General features: G+C 54.1%; 16 protein-coding genes and 1 tRNA gene. 6 read left to right on the top strand and 11 right to left on the bottom strand.

Features of this window, described 5'->3' with window-relative positions:
• Positions 1 to 14: 14 nt before the first annotated feature.
• The 5 genes from HMPREF9098_RS01380 to efeU all read right to left on the bottom strand — a co-directional run bounded on the left by HMPREF9098_RS01380 (position 15) and on the right by efeU (position 4,445).
• Positions 15 to 308, bottom strand: a complete 294-nt coding sequence (locus tag HMPREF9098_RS01380; protein WP_003781232.1) for a hypothetical protein — start codon at positions 306 to 308, stop codon at positions 15 to 17.
• A gap of 89 nt (positions 309 to 397) precedes the next feature.
• A complete protein-coding gene (locus HMPREF9098_RS11605; protein ID WP_147285407.1) occupies positions 398 to 664 on the bottom strand; it encodes a hypothetical protein in 267 nt (88 codons plus the stop codon).
• A gap of 310 nt (positions 665 to 974) precedes the next feature.
• The gene (gene efeB / locus HMPREF9098_RS01375; protein ID WP_003781230.1) at positions 975 to 2,267 is read right to left on the bottom strand and encodes an iron uptake transporter deferrochelatase/peroxidase subunit; all 1,293 of its coding nucleotides are present in this window, start codon (positions 2,265 to 2,267) and stop codon (positions 975 to 977) included.
• 109 nt (positions 2,268 to 2,376) lie between these two features.
• Positions 2,377 to 3,570, bottom strand: coding sequence for an iron uptake system protein EfeO (gene efeO / locus HMPREF9098_RS01370; RefSeq protein ID WP_003781229.1), 1,194 nt, complete (start codon positions 3,568 to 3,570; stop codon positions 2,377 to 2,379).
• A gap of 26 nt (positions 3,571 to 3,596) precedes the next feature.
• Positions 3,597 to 4,445 (bottom strand): iron uptake transporter permease EfeU, encoded by an 849-nt coding sequence (gene efeU / locus HMPREF9098_RS01365; protein WP_003781228.1) that lies wholly within the window; start codon positions 4,443 to 4,445, stop codon positions 3,597 to 3,599.
• A gap of 192 nt (positions 4,446 to 4,637) precedes the next feature.
• Between efeU and HMPREF9098_RS01360 the strand changes: the two genes are divergently transcribed.
• The 6 genes from HMPREF9098_RS01360 (at position 4,638) to HMPREF9098_RS01330 (ending at position 10,249) form a co-directional block, all read left to right on the top strand.
• Positions 4,638 to 5,786, top strand: a complete 1,149-nt coding sequence (locus HMPREF9098_RS01360; protein WP_050781261.1) for a M14 family metallopeptidase — start codon at positions 4,638 to 4,640, stop codon at positions 5,784 to 5,786.
• Between the two features lie 181 nt (positions 5,787 to 5,967).
• Positions 5,968 to 6,459: a transcription elongation factor GreB gene (gene greB, locus HMPREF9098_RS01355; protein ID WP_003781223.1), complete on the top strand. Its 492-nt coding sequence runs from the start codon at positions 5,968 to 5,970 to the stop codon at positions 6,457 to 6,459.
• 107 nt (positions 6,460 to 6,566) lie between these two features.
• On the top strand, positions 6,567 to 8,705 hold the full coding sequence (gene dinG, locus HMPREF9098_RS01350; RefSeq protein ID WP_040564154.1) for an ATP-dependent DNA helicase DinG: 2,139 nt from the start codon (positions 6,567 to 6,569) through the stop codon (positions 8,703 to 8,705).
• Positions 8,706 to 8,888: 183 nt separating this feature from the next.
• Positions 8,889 to 9,530, top strand: a complete 642-nt coding sequence (locus tag HMPREF9098_RS01340) for a BON domain-containing protein (protein ID WP_003781217.1) — start codon at positions 8,889 to 8,891, stop codon at positions 9,528 to 9,530.
• Between the two features lie 18 nt (positions 9,531 to 9,548).
• On the top strand, positions 9,549 to 10,127 hold the full coding sequence (locus tag HMPREF9098_RS01335; RefSeq protein ID WP_147285362.1) for a hypothetical protein: 579 nt from the start codon (positions 9,549 to 9,551) through the stop codon (positions 10,125 to 10,127).
• A gap of 46 nt (positions 10,128 to 10,173) precedes the next feature.
• Positions 10,174 to 10,249, top strand: a tRNA-Lys gene (locus HMPREF9098_RS01330).
• An 85-nt stretch (positions 10,250 to 10,334) separates the two neighbouring features.
• On the opposite strand, the gene HMPREF9098_RS01325 is transcribed toward HMPREF9098_RS01330, so the two are convergent.
• The 6 genes from HMPREF9098_RS01325 to pseB form a co-directional block, all read right to left on the bottom strand.
• The gene (locus HMPREF9098_RS01325) at positions 10,335 to 11,192 is read right to left on the bottom strand and encodes a DUF5984 family protein (protein ID WP_003781213.1); all 858 of its coding nucleotides are present in this window, start codon (positions 11,190 to 11,192) and stop codon (positions 10,335 to 10,337) included.
• A gap of 16 nt (positions 11,193 to 11,208) precedes the next feature.
• The gene (locus HMPREF9098_RS01320; protein ID WP_003781211.1) at positions 11,209 to 11,955 is read right to left on the bottom strand and encodes a hypothetical protein; all 747 of its coding nucleotides are present in this window, start codon (positions 11,953 to 11,955) and stop codon (positions 11,209 to 11,211) included.
• Between the two features lie 165 nt (positions 11,956 to 12,120).
• Positions 12,121 to 13,983 (bottom strand): NAD(P)-binding protein, encoded by a 1,863-nt coding sequence (locus HMPREF9098_RS01315; RefSeq protein ID WP_003781206.1) that lies wholly within the window; start codon positions 13,981 to 13,983, stop codon positions 12,121 to 12,123.
• Positions 13,984 to 14,258: 275 nt separating this feature from the next.
• The gene (locus HMPREF9098_RS01310) at positions 14,259 to 14,633 is read right to left on the bottom strand and encodes a hypothetical protein (RefSeq protein WP_003781204.1); all 375 of its coding nucleotides are present in this window, start codon (positions 14,631 to 14,633) and stop codon (positions 14,259 to 14,261) included.
• Between the two features lie 685 nt (positions 14,634 to 15,318).
• Positions 15,319 to 16,215, bottom strand: coding sequence for a DUF5984 family protein (locus tag HMPREF9098_RS01305; protein ID WP_040564152.1), 897 nt, complete (start codon positions 16,213 to 16,215; stop codon positions 15,319 to 15,321).
• Between the two features lie 68 nt (positions 16,216 to 16,283).
• Positions 16,284 to 17,282, bottom strand: a complete 999-nt coding sequence (gene pseB, locus HMPREF9098_RS01300; RefSeq protein ID WP_003781200.1) for a UDP-N-acetylglucosamine 4,6-dehydratase (inverting) — start codon at positions 17,280 to 17,282, stop codon at positions 16,284 to 16,286.
• Between the last annotated feature and the right edge of the window lie 33 nt (positions 17,283 to 17,315).

The following is a 17,315-nucleotide window of genomic DNA, read 5'->3' as shown; positions in this document are numbered from 1 at the left end:
TGTGCGAACACCATTTATTCAACAAAAGCGAATACAACACTCCCGTATGGCGCCAAATCACTCGGTATTGTTTCTACCACAACAAACCCTAAATCCAAGATGATTTCCTCAGTAAAATCGCCTTCTAATTCTGAAATTGCACTGAAAATATAACCCTGCTCTTCCTCGTTTAACTTTCTTTTGGAAAAAATAAATATTTTAATTAAATTATTCTCGCCAATTTTAAAAGAAATTAAATCTACAACCTTTGGAATATTGAACAATAATGCCCTTTGAAACAAATGGCAAAAATAGGCATTGTCTATCATTTAAAAATTCCTTTATCTGGATTGATAAGGCCAATTTTGGAACATTTAGTTCCATCCATCAAAAACAAATCATTCGGCCGTCGCCATTGTTATCGGCCAACCCTTTGAAGTATTGTCCGATTTGATGAAATATCGTATCCATGACATATGGTTTTAAATAGATAATCATAAGCGTCAGTTTCCAAATCAAAACTATTCATTTTTTCCGGAATATTACGTTCTGCATAATAAATTACCCATCTTCCATTTTCCTTTACCACAGAAAAACATTCTCCCATTTTAATATTATCAAAAGAGTAACAATTTTGTGGTATTTGTAGAAGATTCAATTTCTCTATTAATTCAGATCTAGTCATTCAAAATCTCCCAATCAAGTTTTCTTAAATATCCATTCTTCAAATACCAATCAATATTGTGTGGCAATTGATATTGAGTCCCATGCCTTTTTGATTAAGACAAAAAAGAATACCTTTATGTTCCTTCCTACCTTCCATTATATCCCCGTATTCGGACACACTTCATCAATCAGTGAGTGAAAAACGACAGCCCACCATGCCGCTTCATTTTAAATTACCTTCTTTAAATCAATCCAATAAACCAATAGAAAAGCAGCCTGCACATTGAAAAACCAAGTGCAGGCTGCTTTTTGGCCATGTTTTATTCACGCTATGCGATATTCAGCAGCTCCTGTGCCAGAAAACCGCCTTTCTGCACACCCGGCAGCGTGAAGAAATAACCGCCGCCGAAGGGGCTGATGTATTCTTCCAGCGGTTCCAGATTCAGCAGGTTTTGCACGAAGATGAAGCCGTCGGTCAAATTGGCCTGATAGCAGATAAACACCAGCCCCACGTCCAACTGCCCGTTTTTGGCCAGTCCCCGCGAATAATCGAAAGGGCGGCGGTACAGCAGGTGTTTTTTCATGAATTCGCCGTCGCGCGGGTTCGCCAGCCGCATGTGGCTGTCTTTGGGCACGGCTTTGCCGTCTGGGTCTTTGGCGTAATCGGGCTGGTCATGTTCGTTCTTCATGCCCAGCGGCGCGCCGGAATATTTGTCGCGCCCGAAGATGGCTTCCTGTTCTTGCAGGGGCGTCCTGTCCCAAAATTCGACAAAATGGCGAATCAGGCGGATGGCTTGGTAGCTGCCGTTTTTGGTCCACGCGGGTTCGTCGCGGCTGTTTTCGGCCACGCCCGTCCACAAAACTTGGTCGGCGATTTTGGGGTCGGAAACGTCGGGATTGCCGGTGCCGTCGCGGAAGCCGAACAGGTTGCGCGCGGCGGTATTGGGTTCGGTTTTGGGCAGAAAGCCGTCAATGCTCCAGCGCGGCACAGCAAATGCGCTGGTGTGCTTGATGATGTCGCGCAGGGCGTTTTGGCAGGTTTCGGGCGAAAAGGCGCAAAATTGGATGCTGACGTCGCCGTCACACCATGCAGCCTGCAATTTGTCGTTGGGGAAATCGCGCATTTCCTGCAAATGTTTGGGTTTCTGCGCTGCCAGTCCGAAGCGTTGGTCGAACAGGCTGCTGCCCACGGACACGGTAACGGTAAGCCCGTCGGGCGGCACGGTTTTGCCCAAAATACCGCTGCCGGCGGGCGGCAGGCTGCGGTCGCCGTCTTTCAGTTCGCCGCCCTGCGTGAGAAATTCGATGCGCTCGGTCAATATGCGGAAATAGTTGCCCAGTTGCGAGCGGTCGCGCGCGGTCAAATCGAAAGCACAGGTGATGCCGAAGCTTTGGTGCGGCTCGACAATACCAGCCTGATGGGTACCGTAGCACGGATAACTTTTGCTGCTGTGCCCTTCGCCGCAAGCGCCGCTATCGGCAGATGCAGGCTGCTTTTGGTCGGGCAACCCGGTTTTACCGCAAGCCGTCAGCGCACCGACGGCAACAGCCGCACCTGATAACGAGGCAGCCTGCATGAAGCGGCGGCGGGATGTGTTGATGGATTCGTGGGAATGGCTCATTGTGTTCTCCTTATTTGGATATGGGGTTGTCCCGTGCAGGCGGGGCAATAGGAAAAGCAGCCTGCACTCCGGAAAACCCGTGTCGTCCGAGTGCAGGCTGCTTTCACCGTCAGTTCAAGCCCAATGTGCCGCGCAGTTTCGCCAAATCTTCCGCCAGCGCGTTAATCGGCGCCTGCAAGGCTTTGCGGTCGGTTTCGCTCAGCTTGTCGTAGGTTTGGAAGCCTTTGCCGTCGCGGTATTTCGCCAGCACTTCATGCACCTGCTTCATATTGGTGTCGATTTTGTCCAGCAGCGCCTTGTTTTTCTCGGCAATCAGCGGACGGAACAAATCGACAATCTTCTGTGCGCCGTCCATATTCGCTTGGAAATCGCTCAAATCGGTGTGGCTGTAGCGGTCTTCCTCGCCGCTGATTTTGCTGCCGGCCACTTCTTCAACCAGCACGGCCGCGCCGCCCACCACTTTGCTGGGTGGGAAGTTCAGCACGTCGATTTCCGCTTTCAGTTTTTCCACGTCGGCTTTCAAACGGTCGGCAACGGCACCCACATTGTCCACCGATTTTTCAACCCACAGCGCGTATTCCAAGCGGTGGAAGCCGGTGAACAGTTCGTCTTTCGGGCCGTTTTTGAAATCGTCTTCGCGCGCATCGATGGCCGGGTCGAGTTCGTTAAACAATTCGGCAATCGGCTCGATACGTTCGTAATGCGAACGCACGTCGGCGAACATGGCTTTGGCCTCGTCTTGTTTACCCGCTTTCACTGCCGCCACAAATTCGTTGGTTTTGCGAACCAGTTCCGCAGCTTCCGCCTGAACGTATTTTTTGTATGCCGCCAAAGGCTCGGCCAGTTTCAGCATATCCGCCTCGCCGCCTGCGGATTTAAAGCCGCTGTCGGTCACGGTCAGTTTGCCGTGTGGGTTGTTCAAAAGGCCGCAGGTCATGGCATATTCGCCCGGCAGCAGCGTTACCGTCATTTTGTCGCGCAGGCCGGGGGCGATGTTTTCACGTTCGTCCACCACCATCACGCCGTCCAAAATCTCCCATTCCAGTTTGCGCGTGCTGTTGTTTTGGATTTGGAATTCCACTTGTCCGCTCGGCACGGTCAGTTCCATCGGTTCGCAGGCTTTGTCGTTCACGGCGATTTGCACGGCTCCGCCTGCCGCCGCGCCCGATGCTGCGGCGGCACCCGATGCCGCACCGGAAGCCGATGCTTCAGGCGCGGCCGGTTTGTCTGCGGCGGGCGGCTGGCAGGCGGTCAGCGCCAACAATGTTGAAAGGGCGATAGTGCTTAATGCAATGGTTTTCATGAAATGATTTCCTTTGTATCGAATGATTAACGGGAAGCTTGCGCCTTGTTACCGCCTTGGCGCAAGAATAAAAACAAAACGGGGATTAAATAGGCAAAATACAGGATGAAATCCGACAGGACAGGGTGGTCTGTGTAGCCGAAGAAGCCGCCGAGCAGCACGCCCAAAGGGCTGTCTTCATGCAGCGTGCCCGACCAGTCCAGCGGCATGGAAGACTGCCAGTCCAGCGGATTGACCTGCCACAAATTCCAAACCCCTGCCTCGTGCAATGCGCGGAACGCTCCGGCAAACAAACCGGCGGCAACAAAAATCAGGAAAATGCCGGTGATGCGGAAAAACCGCCCCAAATTGATACGGACGCCGCCTTGGTACACCAAAAAACCGATGATAACGGCCAACACCAAACCCGCCACCGCACCGATGGGCATGCGCGGATTCGGGCTTTGCTCGAACACGGCAATCAGGAAAAACACGGTTTCCAAGCCTTCGCGGATAACGGCCAGAAACGCCATCAGCACCAGCGCCCAGCCTTGCCCTCCGCCTTTGTTCAGCGCGCTTTGCACCGACTGTTGCAGGCTGCTTTTGATGGATTTGGCGGCTTTCTGCATCCATAAAATCATGTAGGTCAGCATGCCCACGGCCACCAAGCCCAATGCGCCGACCACGAATTCCTGCTGCTTCTGCGGAATTTCGCCGGTGGTGCGGTGAATGGCATAACCCGCGCCAACGCACAGCAGCGCGGCCAAAATCACGCCCAGCCACACTTTCGGCATTAAATGAGAATAACCCGATTGGCGCAAAAATCCGGCCACGATGCCGACAATCAGCGCCGCCTCAATGCCTTCGCGCAATGTGATAAACAATGCAACCCACATAAATACGTCCAAAATCCATAATGAATAATTGGTTAAATTATCCTTTACTCTGTAAAAAAACGCAAATTATTTTTATTTATGAATGACGCATTGCAGGCTGCCGTGCCGCCCCGCACCCAAAAGCAGCCTGCACCCAAACCCGCCCAATTCGCTTATAATACGCACGCGTATTTCCGCCAACAGAGACACAGAATCATGAAAATCTCCACCCAATTTGATGCCGGCTCGATTATCGTGCGCGATTTGGCTAATCCCGAACACATCCGCCTGGCGCTGCACCCCGACAACGCCTCGCATTTCAAACAATGGTTTTACTTCCGCCTGCAAGGTGCAGCCTACACGCCCTGCCGCATGCACATTGAAGACGCGCACGAATCCGCCTATCCCGAAGGCTGGGACAACTATCAGGCCGTCGCCTCATACGACCGCCAAAACTGGTTCCGCGTGCCCACGCATTATGAAAACGGCGAACTCGTCATCACACACACGCCGTTGTCGAACAGCATTTATTACGCGTATTTCGAGCCTTATTCGCACGAACAGCACCTGAACCTGCTGGGCGAAGCGCAAGGCAGCGGCCTGTGCCAAATCGACGATTTGGGCAGCACCGTGCAGGGGCGCGACATCAACCTGCTCACCATCGGCAACCAAGTGGACAGCGATTTAAAAATCTGGGTCATCGCCCGCCAGCACCCCGGCGAAACCATGGCCGAATGGTTTATGGAAGGCTTTTTGTCGCGCCTGCTGGATTATCAAGACCCGACCGCGCGCAGCCTGCTGGACAAAGCCACGTTTTACCTCGTGCCCAACATGAATCCGGACGGCGCGTTTTTGGGCAACCTGCGCACCAATGCCGCCGGCGCGAACCTGAACCGCGAATGGCTCTCGCCCACGCCAGAACACAGCCCCGAAGTCTATTTCGTGCGCGAAAAAATGCACGAAACCGGCGTGGACATCTTCCTCGACATCCACGGCGACGAATCCATCCCCTATATTTTCGTGGCCGGCACCGAAGGCGTGCCGCATTACAGCGAACGCACCGCACAGCTTGAAACACAGTTCAAAGCCGCATTGCAGGCTGCATCGCCCGATTTCCAAGACACGCACGGTTATGTGAAAGACGCGCCCGGCCAGGCCGATTTGTCGCTGGCCACCAACTATGTCGGCAACACCTTCCGCTGCCTGGCCTACACACTGGAAATGCCGTTCAAAGACAACGACAACCTGCCCGACGACGATTTCGGCTGGAACGGGCAGCGCTCGCTGCGGCTGGGCGAAAGCATGCTCACCGCCCTGCTCTCCGTCTGCCGCACGCTGCACCGCGAAAAAACCGCGGCATAGCCCCGCACCATAAAGTGCAGGCTGCTTTTCAGTCGGCAGGAAAAGCAGCCTGCACTTCATCCATTTTGTATAGTGAATTAAAATCGCAATGATACGGCGTTGACTTGTACGCCTTGCGGCTCGCCGCCTTGTCTCATTTTTATTTTAATCCACTATATTTTCAAACATTTCACGGCACATCATGACCGACACACCGAAAAATTACCTTACCCCCGCCGGCCACCGCCGCCTGCAAGACGAACTCTACCAACTCGTCCACAAAGAACGCCCCGAAATCGTGCAAGTGGTGAACTGGGCCGCCGGCAACGGCGACCGCAGCGAAAACGGCGATTATCTGTACGGCAAACGCCGCATGCGCGAAATCGACCGCCGTATCCGCTTCCTGACCCAGCGGCTGGCCAACGCCTGCGTGGTCGATCCCGAAACGCGCGAAGCCACCGACCAAGTCTTCTTCGCCGCCACGGTCACATTGGAACGCGGCGACGGCAGCGAACAGGTCGTCCGCATTGTCGGCGAAGACGAAATCGATTCGGCAAAAGGCAAAATTTCGTGGAAATCGCCGCTGGCACGCGCCCTCATCAAAGCGTGCGACGGCGACATCGTCCGCCTGAACACGCCCGAAGGCACGGAAACGATTGAAATCCTCGCGGTCGAATACACCGCCATCGATTAACGCAACCCTTATCCTGCAAAAATTCCACCTGTTTCTACCTTTTCCAACGTGCAGGCTGCTTTTTGCAGATACAAACCTCCCCAAAAGCAGCCTGCACCCCATCCGCCATGCTCACCGAACTCGAAAAAAACGCCATCCGCGACCATTACCGCGCCCTTTCCGAAAACCTGCCGAACTTCCGCCCGCGCACTGCGCAGCGCGAAATGATTGCCGCCATCGCCAATGCCTTTTCCCGCACCAAAACGCAAAAAGAAGGCGAAGAAGCCCCAAAGCGCGAAGGCGAAAGCATTGTCGTGATTGAAGGTCCCACCGGCGTGGGCAAAAGCCTGGCGTACCTGCTGGCCGGCGGCATCATGGCGCAAACGCGCGGCAAACGGCTGATTGTGTCCAGCGCCACCGTTGCCCTGCAAGAGCAGCTGGTGGGGCGCGATTTGCCGTTCGTGGTGGAAAAAAGCGGCTTGGAGCTGAGCTTTGCCATTGCCAAAGGGCGCGGCCGCTACCTTTGCCCCTACAAACTCTACCAACTCACGCAAACCCACGCGCAGCAAAGCCTGACGGGTTTCGAGCAGCCTGCACTGTTGTGGGACAGCAAACCGAAAAAAGAAGAACTCGACACGCTGCACCAGATGGCCGACCGCTTTTCCCGCCGCCAATTCGACGGCGACCGCGACACATGGCAAGAAAAAATCGACGATTCATTGTGGAAAAAAGTGGCCAACGACCCGCACAGCTGCCTGAAATCCGCCTGCCCGAACCGCCCCGAATGCCCGTTCTTCCTTGCGCGCGACACGCTGGACACGGTGGACGTGGTGGTGTGCAACCACGATTTGCTGATGGTCGATATCGGCATGGGCGGCGGTGTCATCCTGCCGCCGCCCGAACACAGTTTCTACTGCATTGACGAAGCGCACCACCTTTCCAAAAAAGCCCTGAACCAGCTGGCGGCGGAACATTCGTGGCTGCAAGCCATGTGGACGCTGGAAAAACTGCCCGCACAAACCGCCAAAATCGCCATGTTGTGCGACAAAGCAGAATTGGCCAACTTAGCCGACGAAGCCGCTGCCGCCCTGCTCGACTGCATGAACGAATGGCAGTTCCATTTGCAGGACGAACCCAGTTTCCAAGAAGCCGACAGTACCCATGAAAGCGTTTGGCTGTGGGATAACGGCGAAATTCCCGAAGAACTGACCGCGCTGGTGCACAACTGCCACATTTCCGCGCAAAGTCTGTTGAAGCATTTATACAGCCTGCGCGACGCCCTTTCCGCCGCCCGCCGCGACAAAGACCAAAACAGCGTGCAAATCGACCGTACCGCTGCGGATTTCGGCTTGTTTGTGGGGCGCGGCGAAGAAATTGCCGATTTGTGGCAGCTGATGTCCACCACGCGCCAAAGCGAACAGGAAGAGCCGCTGGCCAAATGGATCAGCCGCCGCCTGACCGACAACAAAACCGATTGGCAGTTCCACGCCAGCCCCATCAGCAGCGCGCAGCAGCTTGCCAACCGTTTTTGGCGGCGTGCGGCAGGCGTGGTGCTCACTTCCGCCACCTTGCAAAGTTTGGGCAATTTCAACCTGCTGTTGCGCCAAACGGGGTTGAACTGGCTGCCGGAAACCAGCACGCTGGCACTGCAAAGCCCGTTCGATTTCACCGCACAGGGCGAGCTTTATCTGCCGCCCATGTCCGCCAGTCCGAAAGACAGCGCCGCGCACACAGCGGAAATCGCCGAATGGCTGCCGCGCCTGATTAGCGACAGCGAACCGATTGGCACGCTGGTACTGTTCAGTTCGCGCAAACAAATGCAGGAAGTCGCCCTGCGCCTGCCAGCAGCCTATCTGCCGCTGCTGCTGATTCAGGGCGAACAGTCGAAAAGCAGGCTGTTGCAGCAGCACCACGATGCCATTGCCGCCGGCAGGCCGAGCATTATTTTCGGGCTGGACAGCTTTGCCGAGGGCTTGGATTTGCCGGGCAATGCCTGCGTGCACGTCATCATTGCCAAGCTGCCGTTTTCCATGCCCGACAACCCCATCGAGAAAACCCAGAGCAACTGGATTAAGCAGCGCGGCGGCAATCCGTTTATGGAGATTACCGTGCCGGAAGCCGCCATCAAGCTGGTGCAGGCGGTGGGGCGCTTAATCCGCACCGAGCAGGATTACGGCCGCATCACGATTTTGGACAACCGCATTCAGACGCAACGCTACGGGCAGCAGCTGCTGGCAGGGCTGCCGCCGTTCAAACGGATTGGCTGAAAGCAGCCTGCACACGGAAATTTAACGTGCAGGCTGCTTTCGGAAGAATAAAAAGGCAGCCTGCACATTGACACGGAAATCTGTTTCCCCGCCATGTGCAGGCTGCTTTTGGCGCGCAAGGCTTTCGGATTGGCATAAAACACGATAAAATGCCGCTTTTCCCCCAACAGAAAGACAATTCCCATGACGCACTTCAAAAAAATCCTGCTGGTATCCATGGCGACCGCCGCGCTGAACGGCTGTATGGCATTGGGTGTTTTGGGGCTGGGCGCAGTGGGGGCAAGCTCCATCGCTGACCGCCGCAGCACAGGCGCGCAAACCGACGACCAAATCATGGAACTGCGCGTGAAAAATAACGCGATGACGGCGATTAAACAAGCCAATCCGCAATCCAACACCACGCTCTCCATCATCAGCTACAACCGCAAAATCCTGCTGGTGGGCCAGGCCGACAACGAAAACGACAAAGCCCTTGCCGAACAGGCCGCGCGCTCCGAAACCAATCAAGAACGCGTGTATAACTACATTACCGTATCGCCCGTGCAACGCACTATATCCGACATCAACCGCGACACTTGGATTACTTCCAAAGTCCGCAGCCGCGTGATTAACGTTCCGGGCGTGTATGCAGGGCATATCAAAGTCGTTACCTTCAACAACATCACCTACCTGATGGGCATGCTGACCCCCGAACAGCAAGCCGCCGTGGTCGAGCGCGTCCGCACCACCGCAGGCGTGCAGCAAATCGTTACCCTGTTTGAAGATTACCAACCGGCACAGCAGCCTGCCCCAGTGCAACCTGCCGTGCAAACCACCGTCCAATAAACCGATTCCGAAATGTTCATGTTAAACGCAAACCGCCGATTCAAAGCCGCCGCCTTGGGAAAAATCACCTTCGGCAACATTCTCATGACCCTGCTGTGCTTGGGCACATTTGCCGTGGCAGGCCTCATGTATATGATGTACCAACAGGTCATCAGCACGCCGGAAACCACCGCCGCCAGCTACCAGCGCGACCAAAATGCTGCCGCATCCAACCCCGAACTGATGCTGCCCAATGGCAAAACCGCACAACAAGGCGCTTCCGCCCCGGCCGCGCAAATGCCGCCCGCACGGGTGGTGCAGGCTGCTTCCGAAGCGCAAACCACAATGGACGAAACACCGCAGCCCGTGGAAACCACACCGCGCCGCCATACGCCGCGCAAACCGGCCGCCACTGCCGAAAAACCTGTCGAACCGGCGGAAACACAGGCAGTTGAGCTGAAACCGACCAATCTTTCCCCGCAGCCGCGCCAAGAACGCGTGATTGCACCGACCAACCAAGCCGCCGAGCGCCCCTTGAAGCCGGAAAATACCCCGCCAAGACGCGAACGCCAGCGCCCTGCCCGCGAATCGAACGACGCGACCGACTATTTGTTTTAAATAAGGCTTGCATTTATTCTGGCATTGCCCTATAATGCGCGCTTTCGGGTCGTTAGCTCAGTCGGTAGAGCAGCGGACTTTTAATCCGTTGGTCGAGCGTTCGAATCGCTCACGACCCACCAAAGTTTGTTCATGCAAAAGCAGCCTGCATCTTAAAAGTGCAGGCTGCTTTTTTGTGTTTGATAAAACCTAGGACGTATCCGCACATCAAAAATCAACGACACGGACAATTTCCACCGCATGCGGATACTCTGCCAGCAGTTGGCGCAGATGGATGCCCGCATTCAGGTTATCCCGCTCAAAATCCGGATTGGCGGACTGTTTGCGCCGTAAAGCCTTATCCAAACTCTGTCTGCGCCGTTCGTGGTCGGCGGCCACAAAGGCATAATCGAATATTACGGCGGCGGGTATATCGGGATGGCGGATGCAATAGTCTTGAACCTGGCCAATATGCTCTGCCATCGCGTTCATCAGGCGGTGGTGAAAATCCTCCACTTCACGCAAGAATGCGCCGGCATCCATCACGAAAACGGCTTCGCCCGTGTGCTGAAACCAAGATATTCCGTGCGGGTTTTTTCCGTTGCCGTTCCAATAAATATAGATTTCATCGGCATAACGCCACAGGCGGAATTCGGGCAGCATCATATAGCCGCTGCCGAATTGGCCGCAATATGGGTGGCATTTGTCGTAAAGGCTTTTATCTTCGTGAAACAATAACCTGTCGTCACATTCTTCCGAAACCATCCGGTAAACCGTGGGATTGAGCAGACATTGGTGCTGCATTTCGCTTACATTGTTCCATGTGTACGGCAGGGCTTCAGCCAGCACGTCTTCATACAGGCGCACGACATAATATTCGGGTTCGTATGCGTGCAGACCGCCTGCCGCCGCCTGCTGTTTCCACTGCGCGCGTTCGTTTGCGGTTGAGATTGCGGGATTGTAGGACAACAGGCGTTTGCCGTTGATACAAATGTTGTAGCTGCCGTCCGTCAGCCAATACCAACATGGGCTGTTAGCAGCAAGGGTCTGCGTGGTATTTCTGAGGGTGAAGTCGAATAGGGGCATGATTTTCTTTCAGTTTTTAAGCAGGCGAGGAAGAACTACCGCCACCCAATTTCTGTTTGCGCCATTCTGCCAGCACGCGCTTGGCGGCGGTTTGCCCGTTGGGGAGCGCGGTAGTTTGCAGCATTTGCAGTTTTTCGCGGGCGGCGCGGCAGTTGTGTCTGCCGACCAGTTCTATGGCGCGTTCCTGCACATACATATCTCTATCGTCCAAATAGGGCAGCAGCCATTGGACGGCTTCTTTTTCGGCGACAAGGTTGAACCAGGCAAGGTGCAGCCGTTGGCGGATTTCTTCATCATCGCCCTGCTCTGCCTGTTCCTGTAGCTGCCGCATGGCGGCTTGGCGCACGGCGGTATCCAACGGCGGTTCGACAGCGGGAAACTGTCCGGCACGGCTGACGTGCAAAAGGTCGTAGCCGTCCTGCGCTTCGGGGTGTGCGGCCACGGCGGCCATCAGGTTCGGTATATCAGCAAAGGTGGGCACTAAATCGGGGGCATCATGCTGAAAATGCCCGACCATGCCCGCCAAAGGTGCGGTAAGGTACACAAACCATTCGTTGCTTTCCCCATCCTGCAACAGCGGGGCAACGGGCAACGGCGGCTGGCATTCGTCAAAATAATCCTTGCTGTTTTGCCAGTCTGAATCAGCGGGGTGAAATTGGAAGCCGTCTCTAGGAACGAAGCCTTGCAGGGCGGCAATGTATCCGGCGGGGATTTTGTGCCGTTGCAGGCAGGCAACCAGTGCAGCCGGTGGATTCGGTTTCATGCGTATTCTTTCGTTGGATTAAGGTGCAGGCTGCTTTTTAGATTTCAGGCAGCCTGCACCTAAAGCGGATTGAATGGGTACAGAGTTGGGATTGTCGGTATCGGATTCGGTGCTCTTGCGTATGCGGGACGCATGTGAGAAGAAGGCAGCCTGCACATCTTTCTTTTACTTCAACGCCTCTTCCGCTGCGCGCAGCCCCTGTTCCATGGCGTGTTGCAGATACGGCTGCCAGGCCACGTCGCTGTTGGCCATGAAGATGTTGCCCACGGCGCGCTGCATTTGGCGCGTGGTGCTGCGCTCGGCGGCTTCGCTGTCGAACAGACCGACCCGTTCGTAGCTGTATCCGTGCGCCCAGCGGTTGATGGTCAGGTCGGCCACGATGTCGTCCGCATTTTCGCCGGCCAGCGCAAACAGTTCGCGCAGCTGCGTCAGAATTTCGCCGCGCAATGCGTTTTCGTCTTGTGCCGCCAGCGCCTGCCGTCCGGCACGGTATTTGTCGCGTGCGGTTTTGCCGTCTTGTGCGGTGGCGATGCGGACACAGTGCAGCACAATCGGCTCGTCGGGCGTTTGCGCGGGCGTGTAGCCGCCCATTTTCACGGGATAGTCCAGCCAAAGTTCGCAATAAGGCTGGTTCGGTGCGTAAATGTGGTACACGCCGAGTTTCTGGAACGCGCGGGCGTTTTTCAGGGCAACTTTGGTATAGACCATCGGCACTTTCACGTTGGTCCGCATGGCGTCCTGCTGCGTTTGCGGCATTTGCGGCACGATGCGCTGCGCCAGTGCGGCGTGGCCTGCGTAAATACATTTGCGGGCGGAAACGCGGTAAAGGTCGCTATCGTTTTTGCCTTGCAGCGCCACGGCCACGCTGCCGTCCGGCTGGTTTTCCAGCAGCAGCGCGGTGGTGTTCAGGCGGATTTTGATGTGGCTGTCGGGTTTGTCCAGTGCGGCATAGTCGGTTTTGGCCAGCACTATGTTTTCCATGTCCATACGCAGCCGCCGTCTGTCCAACGCATCAGGTATCAGACGGCGCACCAGCAGGCGTGCCACGGAGGCGTTGCCGTCGGGGAAGTGGTAGATATAGGGTTCGTCATGCTCGTTTTTTGCCGCAGGCAGCCTGCAGTTTTGCAGGCCGGGATAGCCGTTTGCCCACGCTTCGGCCACGGACACGGCACGGATGTCGTGCCCCCAGTAGTCCGAGCTGATGTTTTGCAGATAGGCCAGGCATTTTTCAGGCAGCTTGGCAGTGTCGCGCAGGAAGTCGTAATAGCTGGTAGTGGCGGCATATTCGCTGCGTTGGCGGCGGCTTTTGCCTTTCAGGTAATCGGGCGGCGAAACGTATAGCCCAGTCAGCGCGGCCTTTTCCGCATCGGACAGCGGGAACTGCCCAATCACGGCGTGGGCGGAGGCTTTGCCCGTTTCAGGCTGCCCCGCCACGACTTTGGCCTCGCCGAATGTGTCTTTACCGAAGAACACGCCCTGTTTCAGCCCCCATGTTTTGCGGTACAAGTCCCGCTGAAAATACTGTGCGAATTTTTTGTAGTCGATGCCGATTTCCTTCACCAGCCGTTTGACTTTGGGCGAAAACGTGCCTTCGGGCGAATCTAGGTTTTCGCTGCCGCCATAGGTAATCAGCGTTTTGCCGTCCACCGTGAATTCGTTGCGCTTAGCGTGCCCGCCGAAATCATCATGATTGTCCACAATCATGATTTTGGCCTGCGGACGCGCTTTGCGGTAGGCATAGGCTGCGGTCAGGCCGCTGATGCCGGAGCCGACCACCACCAAATCGTAGCTTTCGCGCGCCTGCTCGGGCATGGTGATTTTGCGGCCGCGCAGGGCGACGCTGTGCGGTGCGGCACGGGAACTGTCGTGGTCGCCGCGCAGGCCGGTGAGCGACGGCGGATACAGCGTGGCGGTGGCGGCAATCTCGGCGGCGCGCGCGGGGGAAATCAGGCGGTAGCCGCCCAAAGCGGTTGTGCCGGCCAGTGCGGCGGCGGTGCCTAAAAATCGGCGGCGGGTGAGTTCGGACATGGCGGGGTTCCTTTTTGTTGAATGAATGGGTTGGAGGGGGTGCAGGCTGGTTTTTCGCGGACGCGAAAATAGGGAAACGAAAGCGGGAACATTAAAGGCGGCCTGCGCCTTTAATACTGTTTTGCCGCGCTTTGGGCGGTCTTGGCGGGTGTGCTTTTTTAATGTATAGGCTGTTTTTTAACGGCTTCAAAGCCTAAAAAAAGCAGCCTGCACTTTTTTCAATTAGTCTGATAAGTGCTACCTGAAAAACGTTGGGTTTATCAGCCCAACCTACTTTACTCATTAACTATGCAGCTAATTGATTTTCCTATTACAAATGTATTTGAGGACATAGCTTCTTCAAAAGATTGCGGTGGATCTGCAAAATCACCAAACTCTAAGTAAATTAATTCATTAAAAAAAATTACATGTATTCCATTAGATATTACTTGGGCGGTTGTTTGAAGCGGTTCATGTACTCTGTATGTAACCACATCTTTAATAATAATTTCAACTTCTTTCCATAAATTATTATATTTTTCCCACATGTATTGCGAATAAACTAAAATAGAAAAATTCTTGCTTCCATCCTCGGCATATTCAATTTTAATATTTCTAATTATAGAATCCTCAAAATTACTAAAATTATTAAAAATAGAATTAATGTTCATATTAATACTCCTATCTATACCCTATGAGAGTATGAGGTATTACATCAGAGGGAAGTTTTTTCCATTCGGCTAGAACGTTATTAGGGTGTAATACGGAGTCAGAATTACTAGCACCATGTCCGCTGCTTGGCTTGCCAGGTTGCTTAAATACATGGGCATGTCCTGTCACTTAATCATGATGAGGTTTAAAATCTACATGTGCAATCGCCCATCCTTTATCATCTGTCTATCCTTTCTTTGAAGAGCCTTCCGCCGAAGGGGTCATAGGCGTATTGCCATTGCTGTACTTCGCCGTCGGGTTTGTATAGCTTGATACTGACAAGTTGGTTTTCGGTGTCGTAGTCGAACAGTTAGCTTTCCCCGTCGGGTAGTTCGCAGTAGATAAGGTTACCTATGGTGTCGTATTAGTATTTTGTGTCGTTGAATTCGATGATTCTATTGTTGCTGGGGCAGTATAGGCTACTGTTTTTTTCGCGAACGCGAAAGTGGGGAGATGGATGCGGGAACATTAAAGGCAGCCTGCACCTTTAATGCTGTTGTGCTTTGTTTCGGACGGTATTGGCGGGTGTGCTTTTTTAATTTTCAGGCTGCTTTTTTAGGGTTTTGAAGCCGTTAAAAAGCAGCCTGCACTTTTTTTAACGGCGTTGAAACTGTGCTTTCAGGTAGCCTGAATAGTCTAGATAATTTAAAAGCTTGTGATACGGATAATATCAATCGGATGGGGATGATCTGCCAGCAGTTGGCGCAGGTTGATACCCGCACGCAAATTGGCTTGCTCAAAATCCGGATGGATTGGCCATTTCTTCTGCAATGCCTGATTGAACTCCTGTTCGCGTTCTTTGTGTTCGGCTAGCAGGCCGGCAAGGTCATAAACAGTTTCTCCGGCCGGTGTGCCGTCTTGATGGACTATGGGGCGTACAACAGGATAAAAGTTAGGGAAATCTGTTTGGATTTGGCGGATACGTTCTGCCATAGCGGCCATCAGGCGGCGATGGAAATCGCGTACTTCGTGTATAAAACCATCAAAGCTGATCACGAAAATGGCTTCGCCTGTATGCTGAAAGAACGGGATACCATTCTCGTTCGTGCGGTTGCCATTCCAATAAATATAAATTTCATCGGCATAACGCCACACACGAAATTCCGGCATAAGCATATAGCCGCTGCCCAAATAGCCATTTGGGAACAGGCACTTGGCTAACAGGTCATTATCTTCATCTAAGATCACACTGTTCCAGCGTGCTTCCCCTGCCAAATCATCAACGGTGGGATTGAGTAAGCATTGATGGGCGAGTTCGCCCACATTGTGCCAAGTGTAAGGCAAGGCTTCAGATAGCAGGTCTTCATACAGCCGTACGATGTAATAGTCGGGTTCGTGGGCGGGCAATCCGTTTGCGGCGGCATGTTGCTCGACTTGTGCACGTTCTTCTGCCGTTAAGCAGTCCGGATTATAGGACAGCAGGCGTTTGCCATTGATGCAAATGTTGTAGCTGCCGTCTGTAAGCCAAAACCAGTACGGGCTGGCGTCATTAAACGCTAAGGCCTGTTCAATATTTTTAAGTGTGAAATCGAATAAAGGCATGGGTGTTCCGTCGTTATTAAGGCTGCCTGAAAACCATTTCAAAGCAGCCTGCACCTTCATAACAGCACTCAAATCGCGCCGATTTTCTCTTTGTTCGCCTCAATCCACGCCTGCAATTCCTCGCGCGTCATCCATTCTGTGTTGTTGTCGCTGGCATACACGAAGCCTTCGGGCACTTTCACGCCGTTTTTGATGCGCTCGGGCGTTTCGTCCCAGCCGTTGATGGCGGGCAGGATTTTGAAGTGTTCGGGGTATTCGTAGGTGTGGAACGAGTCTTCCGCGCCAATCATTTGCTCGTGCAGTTTTTCGCCGGGGCGGATGCCGACAGTTTCCTGCGCGCATTCGGGGGCAACGGCGGCGGCCAAATCGCAAATGTTCATGGACGGTATTTTTTTCACATAAATTTCTCCGCCCACCATGTCGTCAAATGCGTGCCACACGAGCTCTACGCCCTGTTCCAGCGAAATCATGAAGCGGGTCATGCGCGGGTCGGTAATCGGCAGTGTGCCGCGTGCGCGCTGGGTGAGGAAAAACGGGATGACCGAGCCGCGCGAGCCCATCACGTTGCCGTAGCGCACCACGGCGAAGCGGCAGCCGTGTTCGCCGGAATAGGCGTTACCAGCCACGAAGAGTTTGTCGCTGGCGAGCTTGGTGGCGCCGTATAAATTGACGGGGCTGCTGGCTTTGTCGGTGGACAGGGCGACGACGCGCTTCACGCCTTTGTCGATGCAGGCGTCAATCAGGTTCATTGCGCCGTTGATGTTGGTTTTCACGCACTCGAACGGGTTGTATTCGGCGGTGGGGACGATTTTGGTGGCGGCGGCATGGACGACGTAATCCACGCCGTCAAGCGCGCGGTACAGGCGGTCTTTGTCGCGCACGTCGCCGATGAAGAAGCGCACGCGTTTGTCGCCCTGAAATTTTTTCGCCATTTCCCACTGTTTCATTTCGTCGCGCGAGAAGATGATGATTTTTTTGGGATTGTATTTGGCCAGGGTCATGGGCACGAAGGTGTTGCCGAACGAGCCAGTGCCGCCGGTTACGAGGATAGTGGAGTTGTTTAACATAATCGTCTGTGTCAATAAAATCAATACGAAAAA

Origin of the sequence: Kingella denitrificans ATCC 33394 (assembly GCF_000190695.1) — a bacterium.
GTDB lineage: Bacteria > Pseudomonadota > Gammaproteobacteria > Burkholderiales > Neisseriaceae > Kingella_A > Kingella_A denitrificans.
This window is presented reverse-complemented; position numbering and strand designations above follow the sequence as displayed.

What these genes read in the sequence shown, in the direction of transcription:
- HMPREF9098_RS01380 (WP_003781232.1), bottom strand. Translation starts at nt 308, where the DNA reads ATGATAGACAATGCCTATTTTTGCCATTTGTTTCAAAGGGCATTATTG.
- HMPREF9098_RS11605 (WP_147285407.1), bottom strand. Translation starts at nt 664, where the DNA reads ATGACTAGATCTGAATTAATAGAGAAATTGAATCTTCTACAAATACCA.
- efeB (WP_003781230.1), bottom strand. Translation starts at nt 2,267, where the DNA reads ATGAGCCATTCCCACGAATCCATCAACACATCCCGCCGCCGCTTCATG.
- efeO (WP_003781229.1), bottom strand. Translation starts at nt 3,570, where the DNA reads ATGAAAACCATTGCATTAAGCACTATCGCCCTTTCAACATTGTTGGCG.
- efeU (WP_003781228.1), bottom strand. Translation starts at nt 4,445, where the DNA reads ATGTGGGTTGCATTGTTTATCACATTGCGCGAAGGCATTGAGGCGGCG.
- greB (WP_003781223.1), top strand. Translation starts at nt 5,968, where the DNA reads ATGACCGACACACCGAAAAATTACCTTACCCCCGCCGGCCACCGCCGC.
- dinG (WP_040564154.1), top strand. Translation starts at nt 6,567, where the DNA reads ATGCTCACCGAACTCGAAAAAAACGCCATCCGCGACCATTACCGCGCC.
- HMPREF9098_RS01340 (WP_003781217.1), top strand. Translation starts at nt 8,889, where the DNA reads ATGACGCACTTCAAAAAAATCCTGCTGGTATCCATGGCGACCGCCGCG.
- HMPREF9098_RS01335 (WP_147285362.1), top strand. Translation starts at nt 9,549, where the DNA reads ATGTTAAACGCAAACCGCCGATTCAAAGCCGCCGCCTTGGGAAAAATC.
- HMPREF9098_RS01325 (WP_003781213.1), bottom strand. Translation starts at nt 11,192, where the DNA reads ATGCCCCTATTCGACTTCACCCTCAGAAATACCACGCAGACCCTTGCT.
- HMPREF9098_RS01320 (WP_003781211.1), bottom strand. Translation starts at nt 11,955, where the DNA reads ATGAAACCGAATCCACCGGCTGCACTGGTTGCCTGCCTGCAACGGCAC.
- HMPREF9098_RS01315 (WP_003781206.1), bottom strand. Translation starts at nt 13,983, where the DNA reads ATGTCCGAACTCACCCGCCGCCGATTTTTAGGCACCGCCGCCGCACTG.
- HMPREF9098_RS01310 (WP_003781204.1), bottom strand. Translation starts at nt 14,633, where the DNA reads ATGAACATTAATTCTATTTTTAATAATTTTAGTAATTTTGAGGATTCT.
- HMPREF9098_RS01305 (WP_040564152.1), bottom strand. Translation starts at nt 16,215, where the DNA reads ATGCCTTTATTCGATTTCACACTTAAAAATATTGAACAGGCCTTAGCG.
- pseB (WP_003781200.1), bottom strand. Translation starts at nt 17,282, where the DNA reads ATGTTAAACAACTCCACTATCCTCGTAACCGGCGGCACTGGCTCGTTC.